This is a genomic window from Kingella negevensis, assembly GCF_030177895.1.
In the GTDB taxonomy this organism is placed as follows: Bacteria; Pseudomonadota; Gammaproteobacteria; order Burkholderiales; family Neisseriaceae; genus Kingella_C; species Kingella_C negevensis.
Genome location: NZ_CP123448.1, coordinates 1,951,521 through 1,976,835, shown reverse-complemented (window position 1 = coordinate 1,976,835; position 25,315 = coordinate 1,951,521). Strand labels below are relative to the sequence as shown.

Genomic DNA, 25,315 nt, shown 5'->3' with positions numbered 1-25,315 from the left:
TTTATGATTATGGAAAATTTTTATACGCTGGCGCAAGCGGCTTTGTGTGAAACCAATCCGAGTGAAAAATGTCGTTTAACTTTTGAATTGTTTGAAAAATATCATTCAGGCAGCCTGAAAATGAATAAGTCGGTTTCTTGCGAGGATATTGCGGTGGCGGGTCGCCCTGCTAAGCCTGAATTAGTGTCGCCATTTAAGGTGGAACAGCGCAAACCGTCCACGCCTGAGGGTTATGCGGCGATGTTGCACGCGATTGCGCATATTGAGTTTAACGCAATTAACTTGGCATTGGACACGGCGTATCGTTTCCGCACGCTGCCTGAACAATTTGTGGCAGATTGGTTGCAAGTGGCGAAAGAGGAATGTGAACATTTTGGCTTGATGCGTGAGCGTTTGTTGGCGCATGGTTATGATTATGGCGATTTCACGGCGCATGGGCATTTGTGGGACATGGCTTTGAAAACGGCATTTGACCCGTTGCTGCGCATGGCGTTAGTGCCGCGTGTGTTGGAGGCGCGTGGTTTGGACGTTACGCCTGCGATTCGTGAGAAAGTTCGCCAGCGTGGGGATTTGGAAACGTGCGCGGTGTTGGACGTGATTTATCGCGATGAAGTGGGGCATGTGAAATTTGGCAATCATTGGTATCAGTTTTTGTGTGAACAGCGTGGGCTTGAGCCGATTGCGTTGTTCCGTCAGTTGTTGCGCCAGCATGATATGTTTATTTTTCGCGGTTATGTGAACTTGGAGGCGCGTGAACGGGCTGGGTTTTCTCAGTTTGAAATGGATATGTTGGAAGATTTTGAGAAGAGTTTTCAGGCTGCGTGATGATGAATGTTTTAGCGATTGCTTTGGGTGCCGTGGGTGGTGCGTTGCTGCGTTGGCGGTTAGGGGCTTGGCTAAATGGCAGCCTGAATGCGCTGCCGTTGGGGACTTTGGTGGCGAATTTGGTTGGCTGTTTTTTGATTGGGGTGGCGTTGGCTTTCAGGCTGCCTGAATTTTGGAAATTGCTGATTGTTACGGGCTTTTTGGGCAGTTTAACGACTTTTTCTACTTTTTCGGCGGAATTGGTCACGCAGATTGAACAGGAAAAATGGGGTGGTTTGGTGGCGATGTTGGGGCTGCATATTGGCGGTGGCGTGTGCGTGGTGGCGTTGGGGGCGATGTTTGTGAAGATAATTTTGAAAAGTTTGGCATGAAGCGGTTAGCTCAAAATGGGGTTTCAGGCTGCAATATCGCAGCCTGAAAATTTTGATTACATTAAAAATCGTTATTTGGTAAGACGCTTTTAATATCGTTGTAGGTCGGATTCTTGAATCCGACAATTTTCCGATTTTCCAATCAGATTAAATGATGCGTGAAATTGAGAAAAAACAAGAATAAACCTTGTCCCTACCAAATAACAACCTGAAAATATTAGCAGCCTGAAAATATGGATTGGATTGAAAAGTTATTAGACCATTTGTGGTTACAAGAGCGTTTGTCGCAAAACACTTTGGAGGCGTATCGCCGTGATTTGAACAAGGTGGCGCAGCGTTTGGCGACGGCGAAATTGGATTTTATGAACGCGCAAAGCACGGATATTGCGGCGGCGGTTTATGTGGAAACGGAAAAGCTACGTTCTCAGGCGCGTGCGTTGTCGGCGTGCAAGCGGTTGTACACTTGGCTGGAAGAAACGGGCGTGCGTGAAGACAATCCGTGTCGTGATTTGAAAGCAGGTAAGCAGCCGCGCTTGTTACCTCCGATTATCACGGAGGTGCATGTGGACGCGTTGTTGGCTGCGCCTGACACGGAAACGGTTTACGGTTTGCGTGATAAGGCGTTGTTGGAGTTGATTTATGCGACTGGGTTGCGTGTGAGCGAAGCAGTGAATTTGCGTTTGGACGAGGTGAATTTGCAGAGCGGTATGGTGAACACGATTGGTAAGGGCAATAAACAGCGCATTGTGCCGATGGGTGAGGAGGCGGTTTATTGGGTGGAATTGTATGTGTCGCAGGCGCGTGGGATTTTGCTGAAAGGGGCGCGGTGTGATGAATTGTTTGTGTCGCAGAAAAAGGTAGGCATGAGCCGTCAGTTGGCGTGGATGGCGGTGAGCCGTTATGCGGAACAGGTGGGCATGGGCAGCCATGTTTCGCCGCACAGTTTGCGCCATGCTTTTGCCACGCATTTGGTAAACCATGGGGCGGATTTACGCGTGGTGCAGCTTTTGTTGGGACACGCGGATATTTCGACCACGCAGATTTATACGCATGTGGCGAATGAGCGTTTGAAAAATGTGGTGGATTCATTTCACCCACGGTCTAGGAATGAATCATGATTACTGAATTGAAACCAATTGAATTGAAAGAATTTTTGGCGCAACATCCTGATACGATTTTGTTGGACGTGCGCGAAGATGAGGAATTGGCGATTTGTCAGCTTTCAGGCTGCGTGCATATTCCGATGAATTTGGTGCCGTTGCACCAAAGTGAGTTGCCTGATGAAGTGCCGATTGTGGTGTATTGTCATCATGGGATTCGCAGCCTGAATGTGGCGCGATTTTTGGAGCATGCTGGGTTTGAGGAACTTTATAATTTGCGCGGGGGGATTGATGCTTGGGCTCAAGAAGTTGAGCCTGAGATGAAGCGGTATTAAGCATGCAGCCTGAAAAGATTGTTTTCAGGCTGCATTCATTTACGCAATAATCTCGCGATGATAAACAAATTTATCTGCAATTTGCGCGAACTGTTCCATAATGGCGCGGTCGGTTGGCGTTTCCATTTTGGCGATTTGGTGCGCGGTTGGTTCGTCCAAAATCGCAATCAATAAATGAATGTCGCCATCTGCCACATAAATCAAAGCGCGGTCGCTGGTGCGTTTTCACCCCATTTGCCACGCTCTGTCCCAACGCATTTTGTCTTGTAAATTGATAAATGGCACAAGATGAACGTGTCGCAAAATATAACTTTCGCCATTCACTTTGGGCGTGATATATGCGCCGTCTTTGCTAAATTCGTAATGATTAAATTCACCTGCTACCGTTATGCTTTTTGTGATTGGCTTTCCAGCCCATTACAATGGCTTGTGTTTGTAATTTTTTCTTTTGTACTAATCGCATGATTTTTCTCTCATTTCATTGAATTATTCAATTTTATCAATGTGTAAGCAGCCTGAAAACCAACTTTCCAGGCTGCGTTATTATGCTTTTCAGGCTGCAATTAGAACATAGTCAAAATAAACGTCCAAACGCATACAAAAACGAGCAATGAAATACTATATTTCAACACCATTTTCAACACGGCAGATTCTTGACCTGCTTGACCTAATGCACCAGTTGCAATCGCGATAGATTGTGGCGATACCAATTTAGCCATCGTACCACCTGCGGTGTTGGCAGACACCAGCAAGTTAGGGTCAATGCTTAATTTGTTGGCTACGGTGCTTTGTACACCTGCAAACAAGGTGTTGTTGTTTACCACAGAGCCTGTCATAAACACGCCAATCCAACCTAATACTGGCGACAACAATGGGAACACGCTGCCTGTTTCAGCAATCGCTTCGCCCAGCACTTTAGTCATGCCAGTGTAAGTCATCAATTTAGCAATCGCCAAAATGCAAGAAATGGTTACCACGGCAATCCAGAAAGATTTGCAAGTTTCTTTCAAAATGCCAAATGCTTTTGCTGGCGTGATAGATTGAGTGTTGGTAAAGATAGTAATCAACACAGCCACTAAAATTGCCGTACCCGTTGCTTTAATTAAATCCAAAGATACGCCAATTTTTTTCGCACCGTCAGCATACACATCAAAACCAAATGTGGTAAACGCCAACGCACCGTCTTTTGCAAACAATACTTTAAAGAATGGCATACTCCAAACAATCACGGCAACGCTCAATAAGATAAATGGCATCCAAGCATCAATAATTTGTTTGGTTGTATAGTTAACTTTGCTGCTTTCATCTTCTGCCACCAAACGGAAAATGTTTTTAGGTTTCCATTTGGTACACAACACGGCTACAGCAACTAAGGTTACCAATGGAGGTACAATGTCCACCAATTCTGGGCCTAAGAAATAGCTCACCACCATTTGAGACAGAGTAAACACGATTGATGTAACCAAAATCGCTGGCAAGGTTTCTTTAATCCCTTTCACACCGTCCAAAATCCAAACGATTAAGAATGGCACAGTAAATGCTACAATCGGCAAAGTAGTGTTTGTTGCGCGAGACACGCCCAAAGCGGTAACGCTGTCTAATTTAAACGTGTCCACAATCGCTACTGGAATACCAATCGCGCCCCATGCGCCTGTTGCGGCATTGGAAATCAAGCACAACATCGCTGCTTGCAATGGATTGAAGCCCAAAGCCGCCAACATCACGCTACAAATAGCAATCGGCACACCAAAACCTGCCGCACCTTCCAAGAAACCGCCAAAGCAGAAACCAATCAACAATAATTGAATGCGTTGGTCAGCAGACATCATCGTCAGCGAGCCTTTAATCACATCAATTTTGCCAGTCGCCACAGTTAAGCGATACAGCCACATCGCCATGATGATGATGTAGCCAATCGGCCAGAAACCAGCCCAAAAACCTTGCGCAATCGCGCCAAACACCGCGCCAAATGGCAGGCTAAAAGGGAAAATAGACAAGATTGTCGTCGCAATCAAAGTCATCAAAGCCGCATGAATGCCTTTCAGCTTCAACACGGTTAAACCAAGCAAAAACAACACAATCGGAATGGCTGCAACCAATGCAGACAACCAAATGCTACCTAGTGGGTCAAACGTAGGGGAAAACATAAATGTACTACTCCTAATGGTCAATAAAAACAAAAAACAACTAATACTTTTATATTAATAATTTTTAATCGATAATTAGTTAATTTTACTCCCCTTCGTTACAAAAAAACATGCTTTGCGCTATTTTTTGCAAATAAAGGTCAATTTATGTTTGAAAATTACTATTTTCTATCATTAAATTCACATTTTTCTTAATAAAAATAACGATTTTAAACATTCAGAATATCTGTTGCTTTCAGGCTGCATAATAACAACACAATAAAAAGCAGCCTGAAAACCATTTCAGGCTGCTTTCTCTTTTATCTTTTTTCAGGCAACCTGAAACAGCACACGGCTGTCCAAAACCTGCCAATCTTCTTCCGAATCCGCCACCATCTGCGGCACACCACGCACACCCAAACGGTTTGCCAAATCCGCGCCCTGCTCTATCCACGCCCGTGCTTTTTGCTGCCAATCCACGCACCGCCGCCAATGCCACCACCGCATTAAACGAATCAAACGGCGTAGCGCGATTTAAAATTTGCTCGCGATAAGTTTCGCTAAACACCAAGCCCGTCAATTTGGAGATACGTTGGTCGTTGTTCCATGCGTGTTCTGCGAAAGATGCGCTCATCATTTGCCCTGTTTCGCTGAACAAACCTGTGGGCATGAAGATGATTTCGTTTTCTTGCGCTAATTTCGCTACACCATTGCTTGCGCCGTAGCACTAATCGCACAGTGGGTTGAAAGATAAGTCAGTTTCATGTTGTTTTCCTATTGATGTGAGCCGCGCATGATAGCGGTTTTCAGGCTGCGTGATTAGTGGTATTTTACTGATTAAATGATTTAGTAGAACTAAAAAATGCAGCCTGAAAACTTTTCAGGCTGCATTTTATTTCAGCAATTACGCTTCTTTGGTTTCAGTTTGTTTCACGCGCAAACGCAAAGACAATTCACGCAACTGTTTCTCATCAACCGTATTTGGCGCATTCGTCAGCAAACATTGCGCGCGTTGTGTTTTCGGGAATGCAATCACATCGCGAATCGATTCCGCACCCGTCATCAATGTTACCAAACGGTCTAAACCAAACGCCAAACCGCCGTGTGGTGGCGCACCAAATTTCAAGTTATCCAACAAGAAACCGAATTTCTCTTGTTGCTCTTCAGAGCTGATTTTCAACGCCGCGAACACTTTTTCTTGCATATCCGCACGGTGGATACGGATAGAACCCCCGCCGATTTCCCAGCCGTTCAACACCATATCATAAGCGCGAGCCAAGCATTTTTCAGGGTCGCTGGTCATCAAATCCACATGACCTTCTTTTGGCGCGGTAAATGGGTGGTGTACCGCCACATAACGGTCAGCTTCTTCGTCATATTCAAACATTGGGAAATCCACAACCCACAACGGTTTCCATTCGTCCACGAAATAGCCGTTTTCCAAGCCGTGTTCCTTACCGATTTTGATACGCAACGCGCCAATCGCTTCGTTTACCACTTTCGCCTTGTCCGCGCCGAAGAAAATGATGTCGCCATTTTCCGCACCTGTGCGTGTGATGATTTCTTTCAAAGCGTTTTCCGACAAGAATTTCACGATTGGGCTTTGCAAACCGCTATTTTCGCCGTTTGACAAATTGGTTACATCGTTTACTTTGATGTATGCTAGGCCTTTCGCGCCGTAAATGCCGACAAATTGCGTGTATTCGTCAATTTCTTTGCGACTGAATTTCGCACCATTTGGCACACGCAACGCCACCACGCGACCGCCTTTCATGTCTGCCGCGCCACGGAATACTTTAAATTCTTCCGTTTTCATCAAATCGGTTAATTCGGTAAATTTCAACGAGATACGCATATCAGGTTTGTCTGAACCGTAGTTGAACATCGCGTCCCAATATTGCATGCGTGGGAAATCGCCCAAATCCACACCCAAAGCGTCTTTAAACACTTGTTTTGCCATGCCTTCGGTAATATCCATGATTTCATCTTCGTTCAAGAACGAAGTTTCCAAGTCGATTTGCGTAAATTCAGGCTGGCGGTCGGCGCGTAAATCTTCATCGCGGAAACATTTGGTAATTTGATAATAGCGGTCAAAACCTGCAACCATTAACAACTGTTTGAATAATTGCGGCGATTGTGGCAACGCGAAAAATTCGCCAGCGTGAACGCGGCTAGGTACGAGATAATCACGCGCACCTTCAGGCGTTGAGCGTGTCAGCATTGGCGTTTCAATGTCAATAAAGCCTTGCGCGTCCAAATAACGGCGCACGCCCATTGCCACTTGATAGCGCAAACGCAGATTTTTTTGCATTACAGGGCGGCGCAAATCAATCACGCGGTTGGTCAAACGCACGGTTTCGCTGATGTTTTCATCGTCAATCATAAATGGCGGCGTGGCAGCAGCGTTCAGGATTTCAATTTCTTTCGCCAAAATTTCAATTTTGCCTGAAATCATTTTGTCGTTGCTTGTGCCCTCTGGGCGGTTGCGGACACGTCCTGTAATGCTCAACACAAATTCATTACGCGCTGAATCCGCCAATTTGAATGCTTCGGGCGTGTCTGGGTCAATCACAACTTGTACGATACCTTCGCGGTCGCGCAAGTCAATGAAAATCACACCGCCATGATCGCGGCGGCGATGAACCCAGCCTTTTACGGTTACGGTTTGGTCTAAATATTGTTCGCTGATTAGACCGCAGTAGTTGGTACGCATAGTTTTTTCCTTGGTTAAATTTGTGGAAATTTAAAAATGGTTTAAATGGGGTTTCAGGCAGCCTGAAAATAGGCAGCCTGAAAAATTCAATCTTTATGTTTTATCGGTAAATCGTCTGGCATCACCATACCAAGCGAAATCACATATTTCAACGCATCATCAACCGACATATCTAGTTCACGAATATCGGTTTCACGCACCATGATGTAATAACCGCCAGTCGGATTTGGCGTGGTCGGCACATACACGGAAACATAGCCTGTTTTTTCAGGCAGCGCGTTATTAACAGCGTGTGGCACTTCGCCTGAGACAAAAGCAATCGTCCAAATATTAGGTTGCGGAAAGGGGATTAACACGGGCGTTTTAAAAGAACGGGCATTATCAGAAAGCAAACTTTCAGATACTTTTTTCACGCTGGAATACACAGACTTAATCACAGGAATCCGTCCCAGCAAGCTATCCCAACCTTCTAAAATTTTGCGCCCCAGCACGTTTGCCGCAAACACGCCCGTAACAAACAAAACAACTACAGCAACCAAAAAACCTTGCCCTGGAATTTGAAAGCCCAAATAGGTTTCGGCGCGCCATTCAACAGGCAGTAAATTACTGAGTTTGTCTGTTGCGTTGATGATGTAGGTAACGACCCAAACGGTTACGGTTATTGGTAGCCATACAAGCATACCTGTCATCATGTATTTTTTGAGGTGGCGGGCGATTGTGCCACTGGGTTTTTCTGCCATTTATTTTGTCTATCCGTGAATGCAAAGCGCAAAACGCGCATTATACGCGGTTTGCGCTATTTTGTGGTTTTCAGGCTGCGTGAAATTAAAACGCGTCCAAGCTATTGAACATGATGCCAACGCCTAAGCCTGTTTGCTTGTGGTTATATTCCAACAGGTTTTCGCCGTAGCCATGGAAACCTTCCACAAAGCCTTTCAATTTGCCTTTGATTGGGAAGGTGTAATTGACGCGGACTGCGCCACGGTTATGCGCTGGATTATAGCGAATGGTTGAAGATACGGTGCGTTGTTTTGGCAACTGATAAATCAGACGCACATCGCCGTAGCCCATGTAATGCATGATGTCTGGATTATCGTCCTTATCACCGCTTGGGTCGATGCGTGTCCACACGCGTGGAATCACGGTCAGCTTGCCTTTTTCTAAACCCGCCATGGCATAAAATCTGTTCCATGAACGCGACAATGGGCGCGGTTGTCCGTTAGATTGGTGAACGTAACCGCCGCCAATCATGCGCAATTTGAAACCAAACGGCAAATCGGCTTTTACAGGCTGCGTGATGAAAATTTCAGGCATGTAGTCTGTATTACGGAATGGCGCAGATTTTTTGCCTTGGTTATACAACTGCCAGTTGGAATTTTGCGTATAACCAACCCACAAATCGGCGCGCGTTTTGAACAAATCTTCCCAAACTTTTGTTTTTACGGAGATTTGCATTTTGGTTTCTAAACGTTTTTGGTCGGTTTGCACATCGTTTACGGCTGTGCCTCGTGTGGATGTGTACGGATAATAATTCGGGCTGGTGCGATACCAAGCAGGCATTAAATACATCGGCTCGTGTTCGCGAATGCTCAAAATGCCACTGTCATCGTTTTGGTCTAAATCATACATTTGCGACAATGGGGTGTATGCATCAGTTTGGGCGACCGTTACGTTAGTTGGCACATTATTGGCAAACACGATTTGCGGAGCTTGCGCTTCTTTGCTGGCTTCGTATGTTTTTTCCAAATCAATGGCTTTTGACTCTACGGTTTGAGTAGGCAACGCTTTTTTTGGTGGAAACTGCGCTGCGTACACTTTATCAAAACACGCCAAGCGTGCCGCGTTGTCTTTTACCGTAGCACAAAGCAAAGCTGGGTCTTCTGGAGGCGTTTCGGCTTGCGCGACAGTTGCACCAAAAGGCAATATAGCAAGCGTAAAGATGATTTTTTTCATGGTAATTTTGTTTTCTTGCAATTAAAAAGTGGGCGAGATTTTAACTGATTTTGTTGTTATACAGTAAGCCTGAAATATAGTTGATGCAATTATTTTTTAAGACAAAGCGACAACGTCCGCCGTGTACATCTAGTACATAAGGGCGTTGGCAACGCAGTATTAAAAGATAAGTGCATTAACTATGGCTTTCAGGCTGCGATTTTTATGTAAATTCTTTGCAGCCTGAAACTTTACAACCACTCAGGAATTTCAGGCTGCAAAATCCCCCACTCTTCAGGATAGTCCACACCCGTTAAATACAAACCATCTGGCATAAATGTAGGCGGTGCGGTGAGGCGACTTTTTGCCACGAGCAATTCGCCAAATTCCGCCACACTCAACCGCCCACTGCCCACATACACCAACGCGCCCACAATATTGCGAACCATGTGATGCAAAAACGCATTCGCGTGTAAATCCAATTTAATCAACCCATTGCAGCCTGAAAGTTCCACACGATACATCGTTTTAATCGGCGATTTCGCTTGGCATTCCGCCGCCCTGAAACTGGAAAAATCGTGTTCGCCAACCAAAATTTGTGCGGCTTGCTGCATCGTTGCTAAATCTAGCGCGTAATGCGTCCAGCCAGCGCGGTTTGCCAACAAGGGCGAGCGAACGGGCGCGGATTGCAGCAAATAGCGGTATCGGCGACCAAATGCGTCAAAACGCGCGTGGAAATTGGGCGCGACTTCTTGCGCATGCAACACGGCAACGCCGTCTGGCAAATGCGCGTTTACACCGCGAACCCATGCGCTGAGTGGGCGATTGGCGGTGCTGTCAAAATGCACCACTTGCGCGGTGGCGTGTACACCCGTGTCGGTACGACCTGCGGCGATGGTATTGATGTTTTCTTGTGCGATTTGTGACAGGGCGTGTTCCAGTGCGGTTTGCACGGTGAGAATGCCGTCTGCTTGTTTTTGCCAGCCGAAAAATTGGCTGCCGTCGTAGGATAAGGTGAGTGCGTAGCGTTTCATCATTTTCAGGCTGCTTTGAAAGGGGCAAATTATAAAAGTTTCAGGCTGCGATTGCTTGTGTTTATAAAAAAATGCAGCCTGAAAACTTTTCAGGCTGCATTTTTATAGGACTAGATTACAAAGTAATCGCTGCGTCCAACGCAATTTTAATCATGTCGTTGAATGTCAATTGGCGTTCTTCTGCTGTTGTGTATTCTTCACGAACAATGTGGTCTGACACGGTGCAGATAGTGGCTGCTTTTGCGCCAAATTCTGCTGCTACGCCGTAGATACCAGCAGCTTCCATTTCCACGCCCAAAATATTGTATTTACGGAACATTTCGGCGTTGCTGTGTGGGTGGTAGAACAAGTCTGAAGAGAAGATGTTACCCACTTTTGCGTTTACGCCGTGTGCTTTTGCGGCTGCGTCCAAGGCTTGCACGATGCCGAAATCCGCCAACGCTGCGAAGTCGTAGTTATTGAAACGCATACGGTTTACGCTGCTGTCTGTGCTTGCGCCCATGCCAATCACAACATCACGCACGTGAACATCGTCCAAAACTGCGCCACAAGAGCCGATGCGGATTAAGTTTTTCACGCCGTATTCTGTAATCAATTCCTTAGCGTAGATTGAGCAAGATGGAATGCCCATGCCGTGCGCCATGATAGAAATGCGTTTGCCTTTGTAAGTACCTGTGTAACCGTACACGTTGCGAACAGCGGTTACTTGTTCTGCGTTTTCCAAGAATGTTTCTGCGATGTATTTTGCGCGAAGTGGGTCACCAGGCATTAAAACGGTTTCTGCAAATGCGCCATCAACAGCGGAAATATGTGGAGTTGCCATAGTCTTTTTCCTTATGAAAATAGTTTTCAGGCTGCCATTTTTCAGGCTGCCTGAATGGTTTTTAAAAAATGTTTTAACAGTTTTGTGCGCCGTAAGTTTCTTGGCGCAACAATTCGCGCACAGATTCTTCAAACGATGCCAATACGTTTTGCGCATCTGCTGCGTCTGTGCCTTTAGAATCCAAATAGAATTTCACTTTTGGTTCTGTGCCAGATGGACGAACAATCAAGCGGCTGCCGTTTGTCAAATAGAACACCAAAATATTGTCGTTGCGGTCGGTTTGCAAGTGGTCGATGAATTGCGCTACTTTGTGTCCGCCGATTTGTGTTGGGCGGTTTTCACGCAAGGCGGTCATCAATTTGCCGATGTCTGCCAAGTCGCTCACGCGGATAGAAATTTGTGAGCTAACGTATGCGCCAAATGTTTTTTCAAAGTCTTTGGCGTGGTCTAACAAGGTTTTGCCTTGTGCTTTCAGGCTGCGAACCAAATCCAAGAACACAACGGCAGCTGAAATACCGTCTTTATCGCGCACTTTGTCTGGGTCTACCAAGTAGCCCAATGCTTCTTCAAAACCGAATACCAAGTTTGGTGTTTTTGAAATGTATTTGAAGCCTGTCAAAGTTTCTTCGTTGGCAAAGCCGTATTTTTTGGCGATGTGTTCCAACGCTGGCGATGACACGAGTGAGCAAGCCAATGTGCCTTTTTTGCCTTGGTGTTTTTGCGCCAAATACCAGCCCAAATAGCAGCCCACTACGTTGCCATGCAATGATTTCCAGTTGCCGTTTTCGTCTGCGATTGCCACTGCCAAACGGTCAGCATCGGGGTCGTTGGCGATGATAAATTCGGCGTTTTCTTTTTTCGCTAATGCGATTGCCAAATCCAATGCGCCTTTTTCTTCAGGATTCGGGAACGCTACGGTGCGGAAAGTTGGGTCTGGGTCAGCTTGTTCTGCCACGATGTGTGGCAATGGCAAGTTGGCTGCGTTCAATGTTTTCAGCAACACTTCTTTGCCCACACCGTGCATAGCGGTGTAAACGTAGTTCAATTCGCAAGCTGGCTCTTGTGCCAACGCTGCGGTTTTGGCAATGTACGCTTCAATCACAGTTTCGTCCAGCACTTCATAATCGGTGCTGCGAGCGTATTCGTTGATTGGGGTTTGTGTGGCTTTTTCAATCAACGCAGAGATGTCGTGGTCGGCTGGCGATACGATTTGACCGCCACCGTTGCTTTTGCCCAAATACACTTTGTAACCATTGTCGGCTGGCGGATTGTGGCTGGCTGTAACCATTACGCCTGCTGTGGTATCAAAGTGGCGAATGCCGTATGCCAAAACTGGGGTTGGCAAGCAACGTGGCAGCAGACGTGTTTTAATGCCAGCGGCTGCCATGATTTCAGCGGTGTCTTTTGCGTACACGTCTGAATTTTTGCGACCATCATAACCAATGATAATGCTTGGGTTTTCTGGGTCAAATTGCAAGATATAGTCTGCCAAACCTTTTGCAGCTTGTGAAACCAAAACGCGGTTCATGCCCATTGAGCCAGCTTGTTGGCGACCGCGCAAGCCTGCTGTACCAAATTGTAAACGCCCATTGAAACGGCTTTCTAATTCCGCTTCGGCGGCTTTGTCGCCTGATTTTGCTGCGGCGATGATTGCGCTGAGTTCTTCGCGTGTCTCTGGGTCTGGGTCTTGTTTCAGCCAGTTTTCGGCTTGAGATAGGTAAGTCATGGTAAATCCTTATTTTTATTGATAGACAATAGTTTTCAGGCTACATTTTATATCACGCAGCCTGAAAATATTGGTGCGCGTGGCACACCCTACAATCACTAAGCAGTCAATGTTTCGTAAACCATCGGACGGCTTTCAGGCTGCGTTTCGCCAAACTGCAACGCTGCGCGGTATGCTTGTGCCGCCGCTTGCCAATCGTCTTCGCTTTTCGCGTGAATCATTGCCAATGGCGTGTCTGCGGTAACTTTCGTGCCAATCGGCAACACTTCGTCAAAGCCCACGCTGTAGTCAATTTTATCGCTAGCCACGCGGCGACCACCGCCCAAGTTAATCACGGCAATACCAATATCGCGAGTGTTCATCGCTTGGATATAGCCTTCCGTGCCAGCCAAAACAGGTTTAATCACGTTAGCCGTTGGCAATTTATCAAATTCAGTTGAACCGCCTTGAGCTACAACCATTTTTTCAAACAATTCGTAGGCTTTACCGTTATCCAAAACCACTTGCAATTTCGCACGCGCTTCTTCACGAGTCGCCGCCAACTTGCCGTTTACCAACGCTTCTGCGCTCAATGCCATTGTGATTTCGTGCAAGCGTGGATTGCGAACACCTTCGCCACGCAAGTAGCGAACCGCCTCGCGCACTTCCACCGCGTTACCTGCACTTGAAGCCAACACTTCGTTCATATCAGTCAGCAAAGCAGTAGTTTGGCAGCCAGCGTGTGTCGCAACGGCTGCGATACTTTGCGCCAATTGTTTAGACAATTCGTAAGTTGGCATGAATGCGCCGCTACCCACTTTCACGTCCATAACCAAGCTGGTCAAGCCTTCAGCCAATTTTTTAGACAAGATAGACGCAGTAATCAAATCAATGCTTTCCACTGTCGCAGTTACGTCGCGTGTCGCATAGATTTTGCGGTCAGCAGGGGCTAAGTTACCAGTTTGACCCACAATCACGCAGCCAACTTGTTTGACCAACTCTTGCATTTTTTGTGGGCTAGGGAAAATATCAAAGCCTTGGATACTTTCCAATTTGTCCAACGTGCCGCCTGTATGACCCAAGCCACGACCTGCAATCATTGGCACAAAACCGCCACAAGCCGCCAACATTGGGGCTAACATCAATGAAACCACATCGCCCACGCCACCTGTTGAGTGTTTGTCCAAAGTTGGCGCGTTCAAGTTGTATTTATCCCAGTTCAACGTGTCGCCGCTGTCGCGCATCGCCAATGTTAAATTGGTGCGTTCTTCCAAGTTCAATTTATTGAAGTAAATTGCCATACACATCGCGGCGATTTGACCTTCGCTGATGCTGTTGTCAGACACGCCTTTTGCGTAGAAGTCGATTTCTTCTTTACTGATGACTTGGTTGTCGCGTTTTTTACGAATAACTTCTTGGATTAGCATAATTTGCTCCTTGCTTATAAATAAACTTTTCAGGCTGCATTTGAGCCTTTTCGTGTTTCAGGCTGCTTAAAAAAGCAGCCTGAAAATGTAGATTACAGAGTTAAACCAATAAACAGACCTGCGATTGTTGCGCTCATCAAGTTAGATAATGTGCCAGCAATCAAGGCACGAATACCTAATTTAGCAATGTCGCCGCGACGGTTAGGAGCCATGATAGACAAACCTCCTACCAAAATCGCGATAGAGCTCAAGTTAGCAAAACCGCACAATGCGAATGAAATAATCGCTTTGGTTTTTTCGTTCAAAGCTGGCAATGAAGCATCTTTGATGTAGTTAGTGAATTCAGAGTAAGCCACAAATTCGTTTACCACCAATTTTTGACCGATGAATGAACCAGCAGCTTGCGCGTCAGCCCAAGGCGCACCAATCAACAACGCCAATGGTGAGAACACCCAGCCCAAGATTTTTTGCAATGACAATTCTGGATAGCCAATCATGCTGCCCACGCCGCCAACCATACCGTTCAACAAGGCGATGATTGCCACGAATGCAATCAACATTGCACCCACGTTCAAGGCAATTTGCAAACCAGTTGATGCACCAGCCGCAGCCGCGTCAATCGCGTTAGTTGGAGGCGCCTCGCCTTCCGCTACGAAACTCAAGTGGTCATCAGTAACCAATTCAGGGGTTTCAGTTTCAGGGTGCATCAATTTAGCGAATAACAAGCCACCTGGTGCTGCCATGAATGACGCAGCAATCAAGTAAGGCAATGGCACACCCATAGCGGCATAACCACCCAATACAGAACCTGCAATAGACGCCAAACCGCCAGTCATAATGGCAAACAATTCAGATTGTGTCATTTTTGCGATGAAAGGTTTCACAACCAACGGCGCTTCAGTTTGACCCACAAACACGTTAGCTGCTGCAGAAAGGCTTTCTGTGCGTGAAGTACCAAGGGCTTTTTGCAAACCGCCGCCCAAGAATTTCACCACGAAACCCATAATGCCGAGATAATAGAAAACAGAAATCAGAGAAGAGAAGAAGATAATCATTGGCAAGACACGGAATGCAAAAATGAAACCGTTACCACCAAATAATTCAAACATTTTGGCATCAACCAAGCCGCCAAACACAAAAGAAACACCTTGATTACCATAGCTCAGCACTTTAGAAACACCATCTGAAAGCGCGTTCAAAATATCGCGCCCCACTGGGACATAAAGCACAATCGCACCAATCATAAACTGAATCAAAAACGCAACGCCAACCGTGCGTTTATTGATGGCTTTACGATGTTTGGAAAGCGCAACAGCAATAGCGATGAGGGTTACCATGCCGATAAGGCTATTTAAAATACCCATGATTGAAAGTCTCCAATTTAGTTAGTATTGTGATGTAAATTTGGTTAAAATTACGTTTAAAATTGTGTTTGCTGCACTGGTTCGTATCATACTAAATTTAACTAGATTTCACTACAGGAATTTTCAATTATGACTAGTTTTTTGAACTCTTCTGACGTAAATCAGAAAATCGCAGACTTTAACCAAGACAAAATTGCTTTAGCCTTATCTTTGCTGCCTGAAGCAGCGAAATTAGCTGTAGTCCCAGTCTCACAATTTCACGTGGGCGCGATTGCGATTGATGAAGACAGCAACTTCTATTTCGGCGCAAACCAAGAATGCGCGACCGCCAGCATGGGGCAAACCGTTCACGCCGAACAAAGCGCAATTTCCCACGCATGGCAACGCGGCGCGAAACGCATTACCGATATTGTTGTGAATTACACGCCTTGCGGACACTGTCGCCAATTCTTAAACGAATTACGTGGTGCAGAAGAGCTGAAAATCCACTTGCCACACAGCCGTGATAACTTGCTCAGCAGCTACTTGCCAGACAGCTTCTCGCCCAAAGATTTGGACATGGAAGAACGCTTGTTAGACCATTTGGACAACCCAATTACTGAACCTGCTGGTTTGGATAAAGTCGCGCAAGCCGCTTTTCAGGCTGCAAAAAGCTGTTATGCACCGTATAGTAAGGCTTATGCTGGCGTAGCGTTGGATTTGAGCAATGAAATCATCACAGGTCGTTACGCAGAAAACGCAGCGTACAACCCTACCCTGCCACCTTTGCAAGTTGCCATTAACTTGTTGCGCCTGAGCGGTCATCACACCAAAGATGTGAAACGTGCCGTTTTGGTTTGCACAGAACACGGCGGTCATCAAGAAATGACGAACGCACTGTGGGAACAAGTGGGCGAATGCAAATTAGAAACAGTGTTTGTGAAATAAAATATGAAATGCAGCCTGAAAAATCATTTTCAGGCTGCATTATTTTTCACATATTTATTAATAAAAACTCTTATTATTGATTATTGTCAATAGTAATTATCAATTATTTTCATTTATTAAAATTTACTCTTATAATGCTAACCGAATTTTTGCTTAAAAACTTCAAAAAACGGAACGCACAATGACCACTCAAACCCTCCAATTTAAACCCACCCAAGCCGCGCCTAACGCCTTCCCCGACCGCAGCGCACTGATGCCGATTTGGGGTGGACTCTCTATCCCAAACGACAAATGGCACACCATTTGGGAAAGCAAATTACCCCATTCATTAGACGAAGACGGCTTGGCATACGTCCACATTCCCTTTTGCGCGAATCATTGCGTATTTTGCGGCTTTTATCGCAACGCTTGGAAAGACGACATCAGCGCAGGCTACACCGACCGCGTGATTGCAGAATTGAAACGTGAAGCCGAAATCCGCACAGGTTCGGGCAAAATTCAGGCAGTCTATTTTGGTGGTGGCACGCCGACCGCGTTGTACAGCCGTGATTTAGCGCGTTTAGTGGAAGCGTGTTACCGCTATTTGCCGTTGGCTGATGATTGTGAATTTACGCTTGAAGGGCGCATGAGCCATTTTGATGACGAGAAAATTCAGGCTGCCATTAGTGCTGGCGTGAATCGTATTTCGATTGGCGTACAAACGTTTGATACCGCCATTCGCCGCCGTTTGGGACGCAAACATTCGGGCGATGAAGCGCGTGCGTATTTAGAAAAATTGTGCGGTTATGATGTGGTTACTGTGGCGGATTTGATTTTTGGGCTACCAGCGCAAACCGATGAAATTTGGCAGAATGATATTGCGATTGCCAGTCAGTTGCCGTTGTCGGGTTTGGATACTTATGCGTTTAATTGTTATCCCTTTTTGCCGATTAACCGCATGATTGAAAAAGGCGCGTTTCCGAAACCGTTGGGATTTGACCAGCAGTCGCAGCAATACGCTTACGCGGTGGCGGAATTGGAACGCTCGGGCTGGAATCAGGTCAGCAATAACCATTTTGCCTATCCCAATCGCGGCGAACGCAATCGTTACAACACACTAGTTAAATCGAATATGCCGTGTTTGGCATTTGGCTCGGGGGCTGGCGGTAATTTTGGCGGATTGAGTTATCAGGTGCAAAACGATTTGCAAGCCTATCTTTTAGGCAGCCTGCACGAAAAAAGTTTGTCGTTTTTGAGTAAACACAGTCCACAAAAAGAGATTTTAGGCGTGGTTCAACACGATATTGAGCTGGGCTTTTTGGATACGAAATTATTTTCAGGCAGCGATGAAGCGCAGAAATTATTGCAGCAATGGCAATCGCTTTCGTTGCTGGAAATCGACGATAAATCGGGCATTGCCCATTTAAACACGAGCGGTCGCTATTGGTCGCCGACTTTAACGCGCAAACTGATGTTTGCACTCACTCCACCTGCTGATAAGGACACAGCTATGAATAAATTAACTCCTGAACAAAAAACCGTTTTACGCAATTCTTTGGCAGACAACGCTGGGCAAATTTTGGAAATGTTGGCAATGCAACATCAATGCACATTTGAAGAAGTGATTGAATGCTTGCCTGTGGATATGGTTAAAAAAACCGAAGGCGGTCGCATTGTGGAATTTTTGCAAGCGATTGCCGCTTGGGACGAAGCCGTTACGTTTATCGCGCACACGCCTGACGCGATTGTGGAAGTAACAGGCAAAATCCCAAACGGCAAAGTGGGCGGCGGTTTTTATAATTTTGAACACGCAAAAGAAGGCGGCGTTCACGGTCATATTTATTATGAAAATTGTGCGGCAATTTATTTGCTGGAACGCCCATTTATGGGAAAAAGCACAGTTTCTTTGAATTTTATCAATCGCAACGGCGGCGCGATGTTCAAGATTTTTGTTTCACGCGATGAAAACGGTGAATTGAAAGCGCATCAAATTGAAAAAATGCGCGAATTGATGAAAGCAGGGGCTTGATGATGAATGTGATTTTTGGCGCAAACGGCGCGAGTGGGCGCGAATTGATTGCGCTGCTCAACCCTAAAACCACGTTGGCAGCGTTGCGCGTTCCTGCAGAAGATGATTTTTTTGCGGCGCGAAATGTGGCGACTGACGTTGCGGACGCTTTGGACGCGGAAGCTGTTGCCGCGTTGGTGGCGAAACATCAGCCGCAGATCATTGTGAGCTTTGTCGGTGGCAAAAACGAGCAAGGCATTCGCAGTGATGCGGTGGGCAATATTCATATTATTCAGGCAGCCTGCACACACGCGCCAAATGCCCATTTGGTGCTGATTACCAGCATGGGTTGCGGCGAGCAATGGGAACACACCAGCGAGCCAGTTCGCCAATTTCTCGGCGAAGCATTGTTGGCGAAAACAGAAGCGGAAAATAGGTTGCGTGAAAGCGCGTTGAATTGGACGATTGTCCGTCCGTGTGGTTTGAATAACGATGAGAGCGAGCAATATTGTTTGACGGAAAATCGTTTGGAAATGCCGCAAAATTATATGTCGCGCAATGGTTTGGCTCATGCAGTGGCGCATATTTTGGTAGAACCTGCGGCACATAATCATAAAGTTTATTCGGCGTGTGCGGAATAGTTGATGCACTTATCTTTTACTACTGCGTTGCCAACACCCTTATGTACTTTCGTACACGGCGGGCGTTGTCGCCTTGTATCAAAAAATAATTCCATCAACTATAGTTTTCAGGCTGCATTTTGAAATCAAAATGCAGCCTGAAAATTTATTTCAATCAGTATTTCAACAACACCGCACCCCAAGCAAAGCCGCCACCAATGCCTTCCAGCATCACATGCTGACCGCGTTGAATGCGACCATCGCGCACACCTTCGTCCAAAGCCAACGGAATAGAAGCCGCAGAAGTATTCGCATGTTCTTGCACCGTCAAAATCACTTTATCCATACTCAAGCCCAAGTGCTTCGCTGTCGATTCAATAATGCGGCGATTGGCTTGATGCGGCACAAGCCAGTCAATTTGCTCTTTCGTGTAACCCGATTCACTCAATACTTCATCAGCCACCGCAGACAATTGTTTCACCGCAAATTTAAACACGCCCTGTCCGTCCATTTTCACAAACGGCAAACCTTCAATTTTGCCCTCGTTCATCTGCGCAGGCACGTTCAATAAATGCAAATACGCGCCATCAGCATGCAGCTTGCTGTGAATAATGCCGCTCTCATCTGATGTGCCCAACACCACTGCGCCAGCACCGTCGCCAAATAAAACACAAGTGCCACGGTCTTCCCAGTCCACAATACGGCTGAAAATATCCGCACCAATCACCAACGCTTTGTTTGCCATACCGCTTTTGATGTACGCGTTCGCTGTGGCAATCGCATACATAAAACCAGCGCACACAGCCTGAACATCAAATGCAGGGCAGCCTGAAATGCCCAGTTTATTTTGCACAATCGTTGCTGTTGAAGGGAATTGCATATCAGGCGTAGTCGTCGCCACAATAATCAAATCAATATCCGCAGCCTGAATACCAGCCGCAGCCAACGCTTGTTGTGCTGCTTGCGTGGCTAAATCGCTGGTTTTCTCATTTTCTGCCGCAATATGACGCGCTTTAATCCCTGTGCGCGTGGTAATCCATTCGTCTGATGTATCAATTTTTTTGGCTAAATCATCGTTTGTTACACGGCTGGCAGGCAAGTAACTGCCAGTCCCCAAAATCTTAGCATATCGCATAAATCTGTATTCTTTATAATCACATGAAAACTGGATTGTATGTAATTTAACTTATTTACTCAACTTCTTTCAGGCTGCCTAAAAAACAAAGCGTGCTAAAATTTCCGTTCCATTTTTCACAAAAAACAAGGAACACATTATGCGATTACTCCACACCATGTTACGCGTAGGCGATTTAGACAAATCACTCGCGTTTTACACCGAAGTTTTGGACATGAAACTCTTGCGCCGCAAAGATTATCCAGAAGGACGCTTCACCTTAGCATTTGTAGGTTATGGCGAAGAAAGCGACACCACCGTGTTGGAACTCACGCACAACTGGGATACACCAGCATACGACTTAGGCACAGGTTACGGACACATCGCCGTTGAAGTAGACGATGCTTACGCCGCTTGCGATGCCGTTCGCGCCAAAGGTTGCAAAGTAACGCGCGAAGCAGGTCCTATGAAACACGGCACCACCGTTATCGCTTTTGTGGAAGACCCAGACGGTTACAAAATTGAGTTCATTCAAAAACGTTCAGGTAACGACACTTACAGCAAGTAAAACAAAAACCGCATGATAATCTCATGCGTTTTTTTTATTTTCAGGCTGCCTGAAAAGACTTAAAGAAACTTCCTACCATCAGAACTCGACACAATTTTTTGCAACGCTTCAGGCTGCAAAATTTTAATGTGTCTATGTTCCACAGAAATCAGCCCTTCCTGATTAAAACGAGACAACGTACGGCTGACTGTTTCCAGTTTCAATCCCAAATAGCTACCAATTTCCTCGCGCGACATACGCAAAATAAAATCATAAGCCGCAAAGCCACGCATACTCAAACGGTCGGACAGGTTCATCAAGAACACCGCCAAACGCTCTTCCGCGCGCATATTACCCAACAACAACATAACAGACTGGTCGCGCACAATTTCACGGCTCATCAATCGGAAAAAATGTAACGTTATGTGAGGCGCATATTTTTGCAGTTCTTCCAACTTATCAAACGGCAATTCACACACTTCACTATCTTCCAAAGCAACAGCATCACAAATATATTTATTGATACTGATGCCGTCCATTCCCACTAATTCTCCCGACATAAAAAAGCCAGTAACTTGGTCGCGACCATCTTGCAAATTCACTGTAGTTTTGAAAAAACCCGTGCGAATCGCATAAAGAGAAGAAAAAGGCTCCCCAGAATGGAATAAATACTCCCCTTTTTTGACCCTTCTACTTTGCTTAATGACCAAGCCAAAGTTCTGAAAATCCGCCTCCTGCAAACCCGCAGGCATACAGATTTCATGCAACGAGCAATTTGAACATTGAGCTTTACACGCAAGTGATGTTTTTGCCATATTTTGACAATCCTAAACAATTGATTCCACTAAAAAATTTAAAAAAAACCAAATAACTTGTTTTATTGTTATCCATTATCTGAATCCCCATACTACTCACCTTTTTATTACTTTTAGCTATATAATTATGAGATTGAAAACAAACCCAATTTCAACATTGACTAATCCCATCATTTTATCAAAGTTTGACATAAAACAAAATATATTCACTTTTAACATGAAAACCATTACCATCACCCCCAGCAAACACACCCTATTTGAATTTGACCGCGAACTCATTTCCAGCCTGCCCAACCAAGGACCACGCTACACCTCCTATCCCACCGCAGACCGATTTCACGACGGCTTCAGGCAGCCTGAATACACACAAACACTCGATACAGTTCTAAACGGCAACGACAAACCCGTTTCCCTATACATTCACATTCCCTTTTGCAACGTCATCTGTTATTACTGCGGCTGCAACAAAGTCATCACAAAAGACACCTCAAAAGCCGACGACTATCTCAACTATTTAGAAAAAGAAATGGCATTGCTCAAGCCCCACTTGCACAGCAAACATAAATTAGCCCAATTGCACTTTGGTGGCGGCACACCCACATTCTTAAGCGACGAACAGCTTGAACGCGTGTTCAATATGATTCGCGAACATTTTGAATTACTGCCAGACGGCGAATATTCCATTGAAATCGACCCACGCAAAGTTAGTCGCGAAAGCGTATTCAAACTAGCAAAACTCGGTTTCAACCGCATGAGCGTCGGCATTCAAGATTTCGATCCCAAAGTTCAGGCTGCCGTAAACCGCATTCAAACAGTAGAAGAAACCAAAAACGTGATTGATTCCGCACAAGAAGCAGGTTTCAAATCCATTAGCGTGGACTTGATTTACGGCTTGCCACATCAATCCGTAGAAAGCATTAAGCCGACTTTAGACACTGTTTTATCGCTAAACCCAGACCGTTTAGCCCTGTATCATTACGCACATTTGCCACACATTTTCAAACCACAACGCCGCATTGATACCAATGCCGTACCGTCTAGCGAAGAAAAATTAGATATTCTGCAATACGCCGTCCATTTGTTAGACGAGCGCGGTTATGTATTCATTGGCATGGATCATTTTGCGAAACCTGAAGATGAGTTGGCGATTGCCTTGCGCGAAGGACGTTTGCAGCGCAATTTCCAAGGTTACTCCACTTATGCCGATTGCGATTTAATCGCAATTGGCGTTTCCAGCATCGGCAAAGTGGGCGACACATACAGCCAAAATCAGCGTTTGCTTGAAGACTACTACGCAGATTTGGACGCAAACCAATTACCCGTTATGCGCGGTTTCCAATTGAATGCAGACGACGTATTGCGCCGCCAAATTATCCAAGATTTAATGTGTCGCTTTGCCTTAGAATTGGCAGATTATGGCGTGGATTTTGTGGACTATTTCGTCGCAGAATTGCCCGAATTAAACAATATGGCAAAACTAGGATTGGTTGAATGGAACGCCGTTTCAGGCAGCCTGAAAGTAACACCGAAAGGTCGATTCCTGATTCGCAACATCGCCATGATTTTTGACTATTATTTGAGAAACAAAGAAACCAAAGCGAAATATTCGCAAACGGTTTGATAACTTTTTCAGGCTGCAATAATTAATATAGTTGATGCAATTATTTTTTGATACAAAGCGACAACGACCACCGTGTGCATTTAGCGCATAAGGGCGTTGGCAACGCAGTAGCAAAAGATAAGTGCATTAACTATAAATGCAGCCTGAAATTTTGAAATTAACACATGCAACTTTATCGTTTTATTTTACTGATTATCCTAGTCCTCTTTCTCGCACCCAACGCACACGCATTCAACAGCAATAATTCAGGCATTTTTACCCTTTTGGACGCAAAATTTAAGCCAACCAAAATGCAAATGCGTTACCGTTTAGCAGGCAAACAATGGCATGCAGAAACACGCGTCGGCAAACAAACTTGGCAAACACTATGCCGCCGCTCAAGCGGTTGTTTATTGCGCGTATCCAGCAATAGCGAAGTGTCGCGCTTCAAACGTTCATTGCCGCAAGCATGGCATAAGCAATCGTTCGACTGCATTCATAACAGCGCGTTTGCATTTTGTAAAACAAATGATGTGAAGAAACCCAAGCAACTCGCCTACTGGTGGTTCGCGCTAAAACCCAATATACACGCCCTGCCCTTGCGCCGCGTAGAATATATAGAAAGATAGGATAGTAACGCATCTGTGAAATTATCATAACTAGGCAAAATTGAACGCATATATTTCTTAATATTTGCCCATGTTTTTTCTATTGGATTTCATTCAGGCGAATAAGGTGCAAGCGGTAGCATTTTATGCCCCAAATGATGCACCATTTCTTGCGGAATACCCATTCTGTGAAATCTAGCATTATCTAAAATAATCAATGACTTTTCGGGTAAATTGGGCAATAGCATAGTTTCAAACCATGCTTCAAAAAAATCGCTGGTCATTGTATTTTGATAAATCATTAGCACAATTAAATTTTGCCCAATTTGCGCTGCAACTCATGATAAGCGTTGGTATTTTCTACCGCTTATCTTGGTTTTAACAATTTCCCCTTTCGGACTACGAGCATACGGACGAAAGAAATAGGTATCAAATCCTGTTTCATCCAAATAAACAAGCGGGTAGTCCGAAAATTATGTGCTATATGCACACGGCGGACGTTGTTGCCTTGTCTCATTTTTATTTTAATCAACTATAAAAAACGCAGCCTGAAATGATTTTCAGGCTGCATTTTCACGTCATAACTGGATATTTTTATTAAGCAGCAGTTTTTTCTTCTGCTGAAACAAATTTGTAGCACAATGCACCGATTACGCCGCCAACGATTGGCGCAACCCAGAACAACCACAATTGTTGAATCGCCCAAGAACCTTGGAAAATCGCTACCGCAGTTGAACGCGCAGGGTTTACAGAAGTGTTGGTAACAGGAATGCTCACCAAGTGAATCAGCGTTAAGCACAAACCAATTGCGATAGGAGCAAAGCCAGCAGGTGCGCGGCTATCAGTTGAACCCATAATCACAAACAAGAAAATGGCAGTCAATACCACTTCAATCAACAAAGCTGACAACATTGTATAGCCGTGCGGAGAGTGTTCGCCGTAACCATTGCTTGCAAAACCGCTTGCCGCAGCATCAAAACCTGGTACACCAGAAGCGATTGTGTACAACAATGCTGCTGCAGCGATACCGCCTACCACTTGTGCCACAATGTATGGCACCAAATCTTTGCTATTGAAGCGGCCGCCAACCATCAAACCGATTGAAACGGCTGGGTTAAAGTGTCCGCCAGAAATATAACCGACTGCGTAAGCCATCGTCAAAACGGTTAAACCAAACGCCAAAGATACACCAGCGTAGCCGATGCCCAAATCAGGAATGCCTGCCGCAACCGCCGAATACTAACCAGAATGTGCCGAAAAATTCAGCAAAATATTTTTTCATGCATGTTTCCCTTTTCAAAAAAGATGAAGAGCAATATTTATTTTGATACCACTAAAACGC

24 protein-coding genes and 1 pseudogene are annotated in these 25,315 nt (G+C 45.4%); 10 read left to right on the top strand and 15 right to left on the bottom strand.

The annotated features are described in order from the left end of the window. Positions 1-6 precede the first annotated feature (6 nt). From QEO93_RS10785 to QEO93_RS10770, 4 genes are all read left to right on the top strand, one after another. Positions 7-825: a ferritin-like domain-containing protein gene (locus QEO93_RS10785; protein ID WP_425432028.1), complete on the top strand. Its 819-nt coding sequence runs from the start codon at positions 7-9 to the stop codon at positions 823-825. Next, on the top strand, positions 825-1,196 hold the full coding sequence (locus QEO93_RS10780; protein WP_209434872.1) for a fluoride efflux transporter CrcB: 372 nt from the start codon (positions 825-827) through the stop codon (positions 1,194-1,196). Before QEO93_RS10785 ends, QEO93_RS10780 begins: the two co-directional genes overlap by 1 nt. Positions 1,197-1,429: 233 nt before the next feature. Continuing rightward, the gene (gene xerD, locus QEO93_RS10775) at positions 1,430-2,314 is read left to right on the top strand and encodes a site-specific tyrosine recombinase XerD (RefSeq protein WP_032138074.1); all 885 of its coding nucleotides are present in this window, start codon (positions 1,430-1,432) and stop codon (positions 2,312-2,314) included. Next, positions 2,311-2,631 carry a rhodanese-like domain-containing protein gene (locus tag QEO93_RS10770; protein ID WP_081907047.1) on the top strand — a complete coding sequence of 107 codons (321 nt, stop codon included), beginning with the start codon at positions 2,311-2,313 and terminating at the stop codon, positions 2,629-2,631. Before xerD ends, QEO93_RS10770 begins: the two co-directional genes overlap by 4 nt. A gap of 39 nt (positions 2,632-2,670) precedes the next feature. Here the strand turns inward: QEO93_RS10770 and QEO93_RS10765 are convergent, their stop codons facing one another. The 11 genes from QEO93_RS10765 to QEO93_RS10715 form a co-directional block, all read right to left on the bottom strand. Next, positions 2,671-2,826 (bottom strand): hypothetical protein, encoded by a 156-nt coding sequence (locus tag QEO93_RS10765; RefSeq protein WP_348651514.1) that lies wholly within the window; start codon positions 2,824-2,826, stop codon positions 2,671-2,673. A 368-nt stretch (positions 2,827-3,194) separates the two neighbouring features. Beyond that, positions 3,195-4,778: an L-lactate permease gene (locus tag QEO93_RS10760; protein WP_032138076.1), complete on the bottom strand. Its 1,584-nt coding sequence runs from the start codon at positions 4,776-4,778 to the stop codon at positions 3,195-3,197. A gap of 235 nt (positions 4,779-5,013) precedes the next feature. Continuing rightward, positions 5,014-5,427, bottom strand: a complete 414-nt coding sequence (locus QEO93_RS10755; protein WP_052368856.1) for a hypothetical protein — start codon at positions 5,425-5,427, stop codon at positions 5,014-5,016. A gap of 234 nt (positions 5,428-5,661) precedes the next feature. Beyond that, positions 5,662-7,470: an aspartate--tRNA ligase gene (gene aspS, locus QEO93_RS10750; protein ID WP_032138077.1), complete on the bottom strand. Its 1,809-nt coding sequence runs from the start codon at positions 7,468-7,470 to the stop codon at positions 5,662-5,664. Positions 7,471-7,556: 86 nt separating this feature from the next. Then, positions 7,557-8,210 carry a DUF502 domain-containing protein gene (locus QEO93_RS10745; protein ID WP_032138078.1) on the bottom strand — a complete coding sequence of 218 codons (654 nt, stop codon included), beginning with the start codon at positions 8,208-8,210 and terminating at the stop codon, positions 7,557-7,559. Positions 8,211-8,295: 85 nt separating this feature from the next. Further along, the gene (locus tag QEO93_RS10740; protein ID WP_032138119.1) at positions 8,296-9,423 is read right to left on the bottom strand and encodes a phospholipase A; all 1,128 of its coding nucleotides are present in this window, start codon (positions 9,421-9,423) and stop codon (positions 8,296-8,298) included. Between the two features lie 230 nt (positions 9,424-9,653). Continuing rightward, on the bottom strand, positions 9,654-10,436 hold the full coding sequence (truA, locus tag QEO93_RS10735; protein ID WP_425337452.1) for a tRNA pseudouridine(38-40) synthase TruA: 783 nt from the start codon (positions 10,434-10,436) through the stop codon (positions 9,654-9,656). A 115-nt stretch (positions 10,437-10,551) separates the two neighbouring features. After that, positions 10,552-11,259, bottom strand: coding sequence for a purine-nucleoside phosphorylase (gene deoD / locus QEO93_RS10730; protein WP_032138080.1), 708 nt, complete (start codon positions 11,257-11,259; stop codon positions 10,552-10,554). 73 nt (positions 11,260-11,332) lie between these two features. Continuing rightward, positions 11,333-12,985, bottom strand: coding sequence for a phospho-sugar mutase (locus tag QEO93_RS10725; protein WP_032138081.1), 1,653 nt, complete (start codon positions 12,983-12,985; stop codon positions 11,333-11,335). Positions 12,986-13,083: 98 nt separating this feature from the next. After that, positions 13,084-14,391, bottom strand: a complete 1,308-nt coding sequence (gene deoA / locus QEO93_RS10720) for a thymidine phosphorylase (RefSeq protein WP_167331722.1) — start codon at positions 14,389-14,391, stop codon at positions 13,084-13,086. Between the two features lie 92 nt (positions 14,392-14,483). Then, positions 14,484-15,755, bottom strand: coding sequence for a NupC/NupG family nucleoside CNT transporter (locus tag QEO93_RS10715; protein ID WP_032138083.1), 1,272 nt, complete (start codon positions 15,753-15,755; stop codon positions 14,484-14,486). Between the two features lie 129 nt (positions 15,756-15,884). On the opposite strand from QEO93_RS10715, the gene cdd reads away from it, so the two are divergent. The 3 genes from cdd (at position 15,885) to QEO93_RS10700 (ending at position 19,310) form a co-directional block, all read left to right on the top strand. Then, positions 15,885-16,682, top strand: coding sequence for a cytidine deaminase (gene cdd, locus QEO93_RS10710; protein ID WP_032138084.1), 798 nt, complete (start codon positions 15,885-15,887; stop codon positions 16,680-16,682). A gap of 181 nt (positions 16,683-16,863) precedes the next feature. Beyond that, positions 16,864-18,690: a heme anaerobic degradation radical SAM methyltransferase ChuW/HutW gene (gene hutW / locus QEO93_RS10705; RefSeq protein WP_032138085.1), complete on the top strand. Its 1,827-nt coding sequence runs from the start codon at positions 16,864-16,866 to the stop codon at positions 18,688-18,690. Beyond that, positions 18,690-19,310, top strand: a complete 621-nt coding sequence (locus tag QEO93_RS10700; protein WP_081907050.1) for an NAD(P)-dependent oxidoreductase — start codon at positions 18,690-18,692, stop codon at positions 19,308-19,310. The genes hutW and QEO93_RS10700 overlap by 1 nt, the downstream gene beginning before the upstream one ends. Positions 19,311-19,464: 154 nt before the next feature. On the opposite strand, the gene QEO93_RS10695 is transcribed toward QEO93_RS10700, so the two are convergent. After that, the gene (locus QEO93_RS10695) at positions 19,465-20,424 is read right to left on the bottom strand and encodes a beta-ketoacyl-ACP synthase III (RefSeq protein WP_032138086.1); all 960 of its coding nucleotides are present in this window, start codon (positions 20,422-20,424) and stop codon (positions 19,465-19,467) included. Between the two features lie 139 nt (positions 20,425-20,563). Here QEO93_RS10695 and gloA point away from each other — a divergent pair, with 139 nt between their 5' ends. Beyond that, entirely contained in the window at positions 20,564-20,971 is a 408-nt protein-coding gene (gloA, locus tag QEO93_RS10690) for a lactoylglutathione lyase (RefSeq protein ID WP_032138087.1), read from the top strand. Between the two features lie 59 nt (positions 20,972-21,030). Here the strand turns inward: gloA and fnr are convergent, their stop codons facing one another. Next, complete coding sequence (gene fnr, locus QEO93_RS10685; RefSeq protein ID WP_032138088.1) at positions 21,031-21,765, bottom strand: fumarate/nitrate reduction transcriptional regulator Fnr; 735 nt, start codon at positions 21,763-21,765, stop codon at positions 21,031-21,033. A 217-nt stretch (positions 21,766-21,982) separates the two neighbouring features. Between fnr and hemN the strand changes: the two genes are divergently transcribed. Together hemN and QEO93_RS10675 are read left to right on the top strand one after the other, a co-directional pair. After that, positions 21,983-23,386, top strand: coding sequence for an oxygen-independent coproporphyrinogen III oxidase (hemN, locus tag QEO93_RS10680; RefSeq protein ID WP_085815431.1), 1,404 nt, complete (start codon positions 21,983-21,985; stop codon positions 23,384-23,386). Between the two features lie 164 nt (positions 23,387-23,550). Next, a complete protein-coding gene (locus tag QEO93_RS10675) occupies positions 23,551-23,994 on the top strand; it encodes a hypothetical protein (protein ID WP_052368858.1) in 444 nt (147 codons plus the stop codon). On the opposite strand, the pseudogene QEO93_RS10670 reads toward QEO93_RS10675, so the two are convergent. After that, a pseudogene (locus QEO93_RS10670) lies at positions 23,922-24,446 on the bottom strand (transposase); the annotation flags it as partial. The gene QEO93_RS10675 and the pseudogene QEO93_RS10670 sit on opposite strands and share 73 nt — an antisense overlap. A 124-nt stretch (positions 24,447-24,570) precedes the next feature. Then, positions 24,571-25,182, bottom strand: coding sequence for an aquaporin Z (gene aqpZ, locus QEO93_RS10665; protein WP_280642268.1), 612 nt, complete (start codon positions 25,180-25,182; stop codon positions 24,571-24,573). Between the last annotated feature and the right edge of the window lie 133 nt (positions 25,183-25,315).

Coding starts and splice junctions, on each gene's coding strand:
- QEO93_RS10780 (WP_209434872.1), top strand. CDS start 825: ATGATGAATGTTTTAGCGATTGCTTTGGGTGCCGTGGGTGGTGCGTTG.
- xerD (WP_032138074.1), top strand. CDS start 1,430: ATGGATTGGATTGAAAAGTTATTAGACCATTTGTGGTTACAAGAGCGT.
- QEO93_RS10770 (WP_081907047.1), top strand. CDS start 2,311: ATGATTACTGAATTGAAACCAATTGAATTGAAAGAATTTTTGGCGCAA.
- QEO93_RS10760 (WP_032138076.1), bottom strand. CDS start 4,778: ATGTTTTCCCCTACGTTTGACCCACTAGGTAGCATTTGGTTGTCTGCA.
- QEO93_RS10755 (WP_052368856.1), bottom strand. CDS start 5,427: ATGCCCACAGGTTTGTTCAGCGAAACAGGGCAAATGATGAGCGCATCT.
- aspS (WP_032138077.1), bottom strand. CDS start 7,470: ATGCGTACCAACTACTGCGGTCTAATCAGCGAACAATATTTAGACCAA.
- QEO93_RS10745 (WP_032138078.1), bottom strand. CDS start 8,210: ATGGCAGAAAAACCCAGTGGCACAATCGCCCGCCACCTCAAAAAATAC.
- QEO93_RS10740 (WP_032138119.1), bottom strand. CDS start 9,423: ATGAAAAAAATCATCTTTACGCTTGCTATATTGCCTTTTGGTGCAACT.
- truA (WP_425337452.1), bottom strand. CDS start 10,436: ATGAAACGCTACGCACTCACCTTATCCTACGACGGCAGCCAATTTTTC.
- deoD (WP_032138080.1), bottom strand. CDS start 11,259: ATGGCAACTCCACATATTTCCGCTGTTGATGGCGCATTTGCAGAAACC.
- QEO93_RS10725 (WP_032138081.1), bottom strand. CDS start 12,985: ATGACTTACCTATCTCAAGCCGAAAACTGGCTGAAACAAGACCCAGAC.
- deoA (WP_167331722.1), bottom strand. CDS start 14,391: ATGCTAATCCAAGAAGTTATTCGTAAAAAACGCGACAACCAAGTCATC.
- QEO93_RS10715 (WP_032138083.1), bottom strand. CDS start 15,755: ATGGGTATTTTAAATAGCCTTATCGGCATGGTAACCCTCATCGCTATT.
- cdd (WP_032138084.1), top strand. CDS start 15,885: ATGACTAGTTTTTTGAACTCTTCTGACGTAAATCAGAAAATCGCAGAC.
- hutW (WP_032138085.1), top strand. CDS start 16,864: ATGACCACTCAAACCCTCCAATTTAAACCCACCCAAGCCGCGCCTAAC.
- QEO93_RS10700 (WP_081907050.1), top strand. CDS start 18,690: ATGATGAATGTGATTTTTGGCGCAAACGGCGCGAGTGGGCGCGAATTG.
- QEO93_RS10695 (WP_032138086.1), bottom strand. CDS start 20,424: ATGCGATATGCTAAGATTTTGGGGACTGGCAGTTACTTGCCTGCCAGC.
- gloA (WP_032138087.1), top strand. CDS start 20,564: ATGCGATTACTCCACACCATGTTACGCGTAGGCGATTTAGACAAATCA.
- fnr (WP_032138088.1), bottom strand. CDS start 21,765: ATGGCAAAAACATCACTTGCGTGTAAAGCTCAATGTTCAAATTGCTCG.
- hemN (WP_085815431.1), top strand. CDS start 21,983: ATGAAAACCATTACCATCACCCCCAGCAAACACACCCTATTTGAATTT.
- QEO93_RS10675 (WP_052368858.1), top strand. CDS start 23,551: ATGCAACTTTATCGTTTTATTTTACTGATTATCCTAGTCCTCTTTCTC.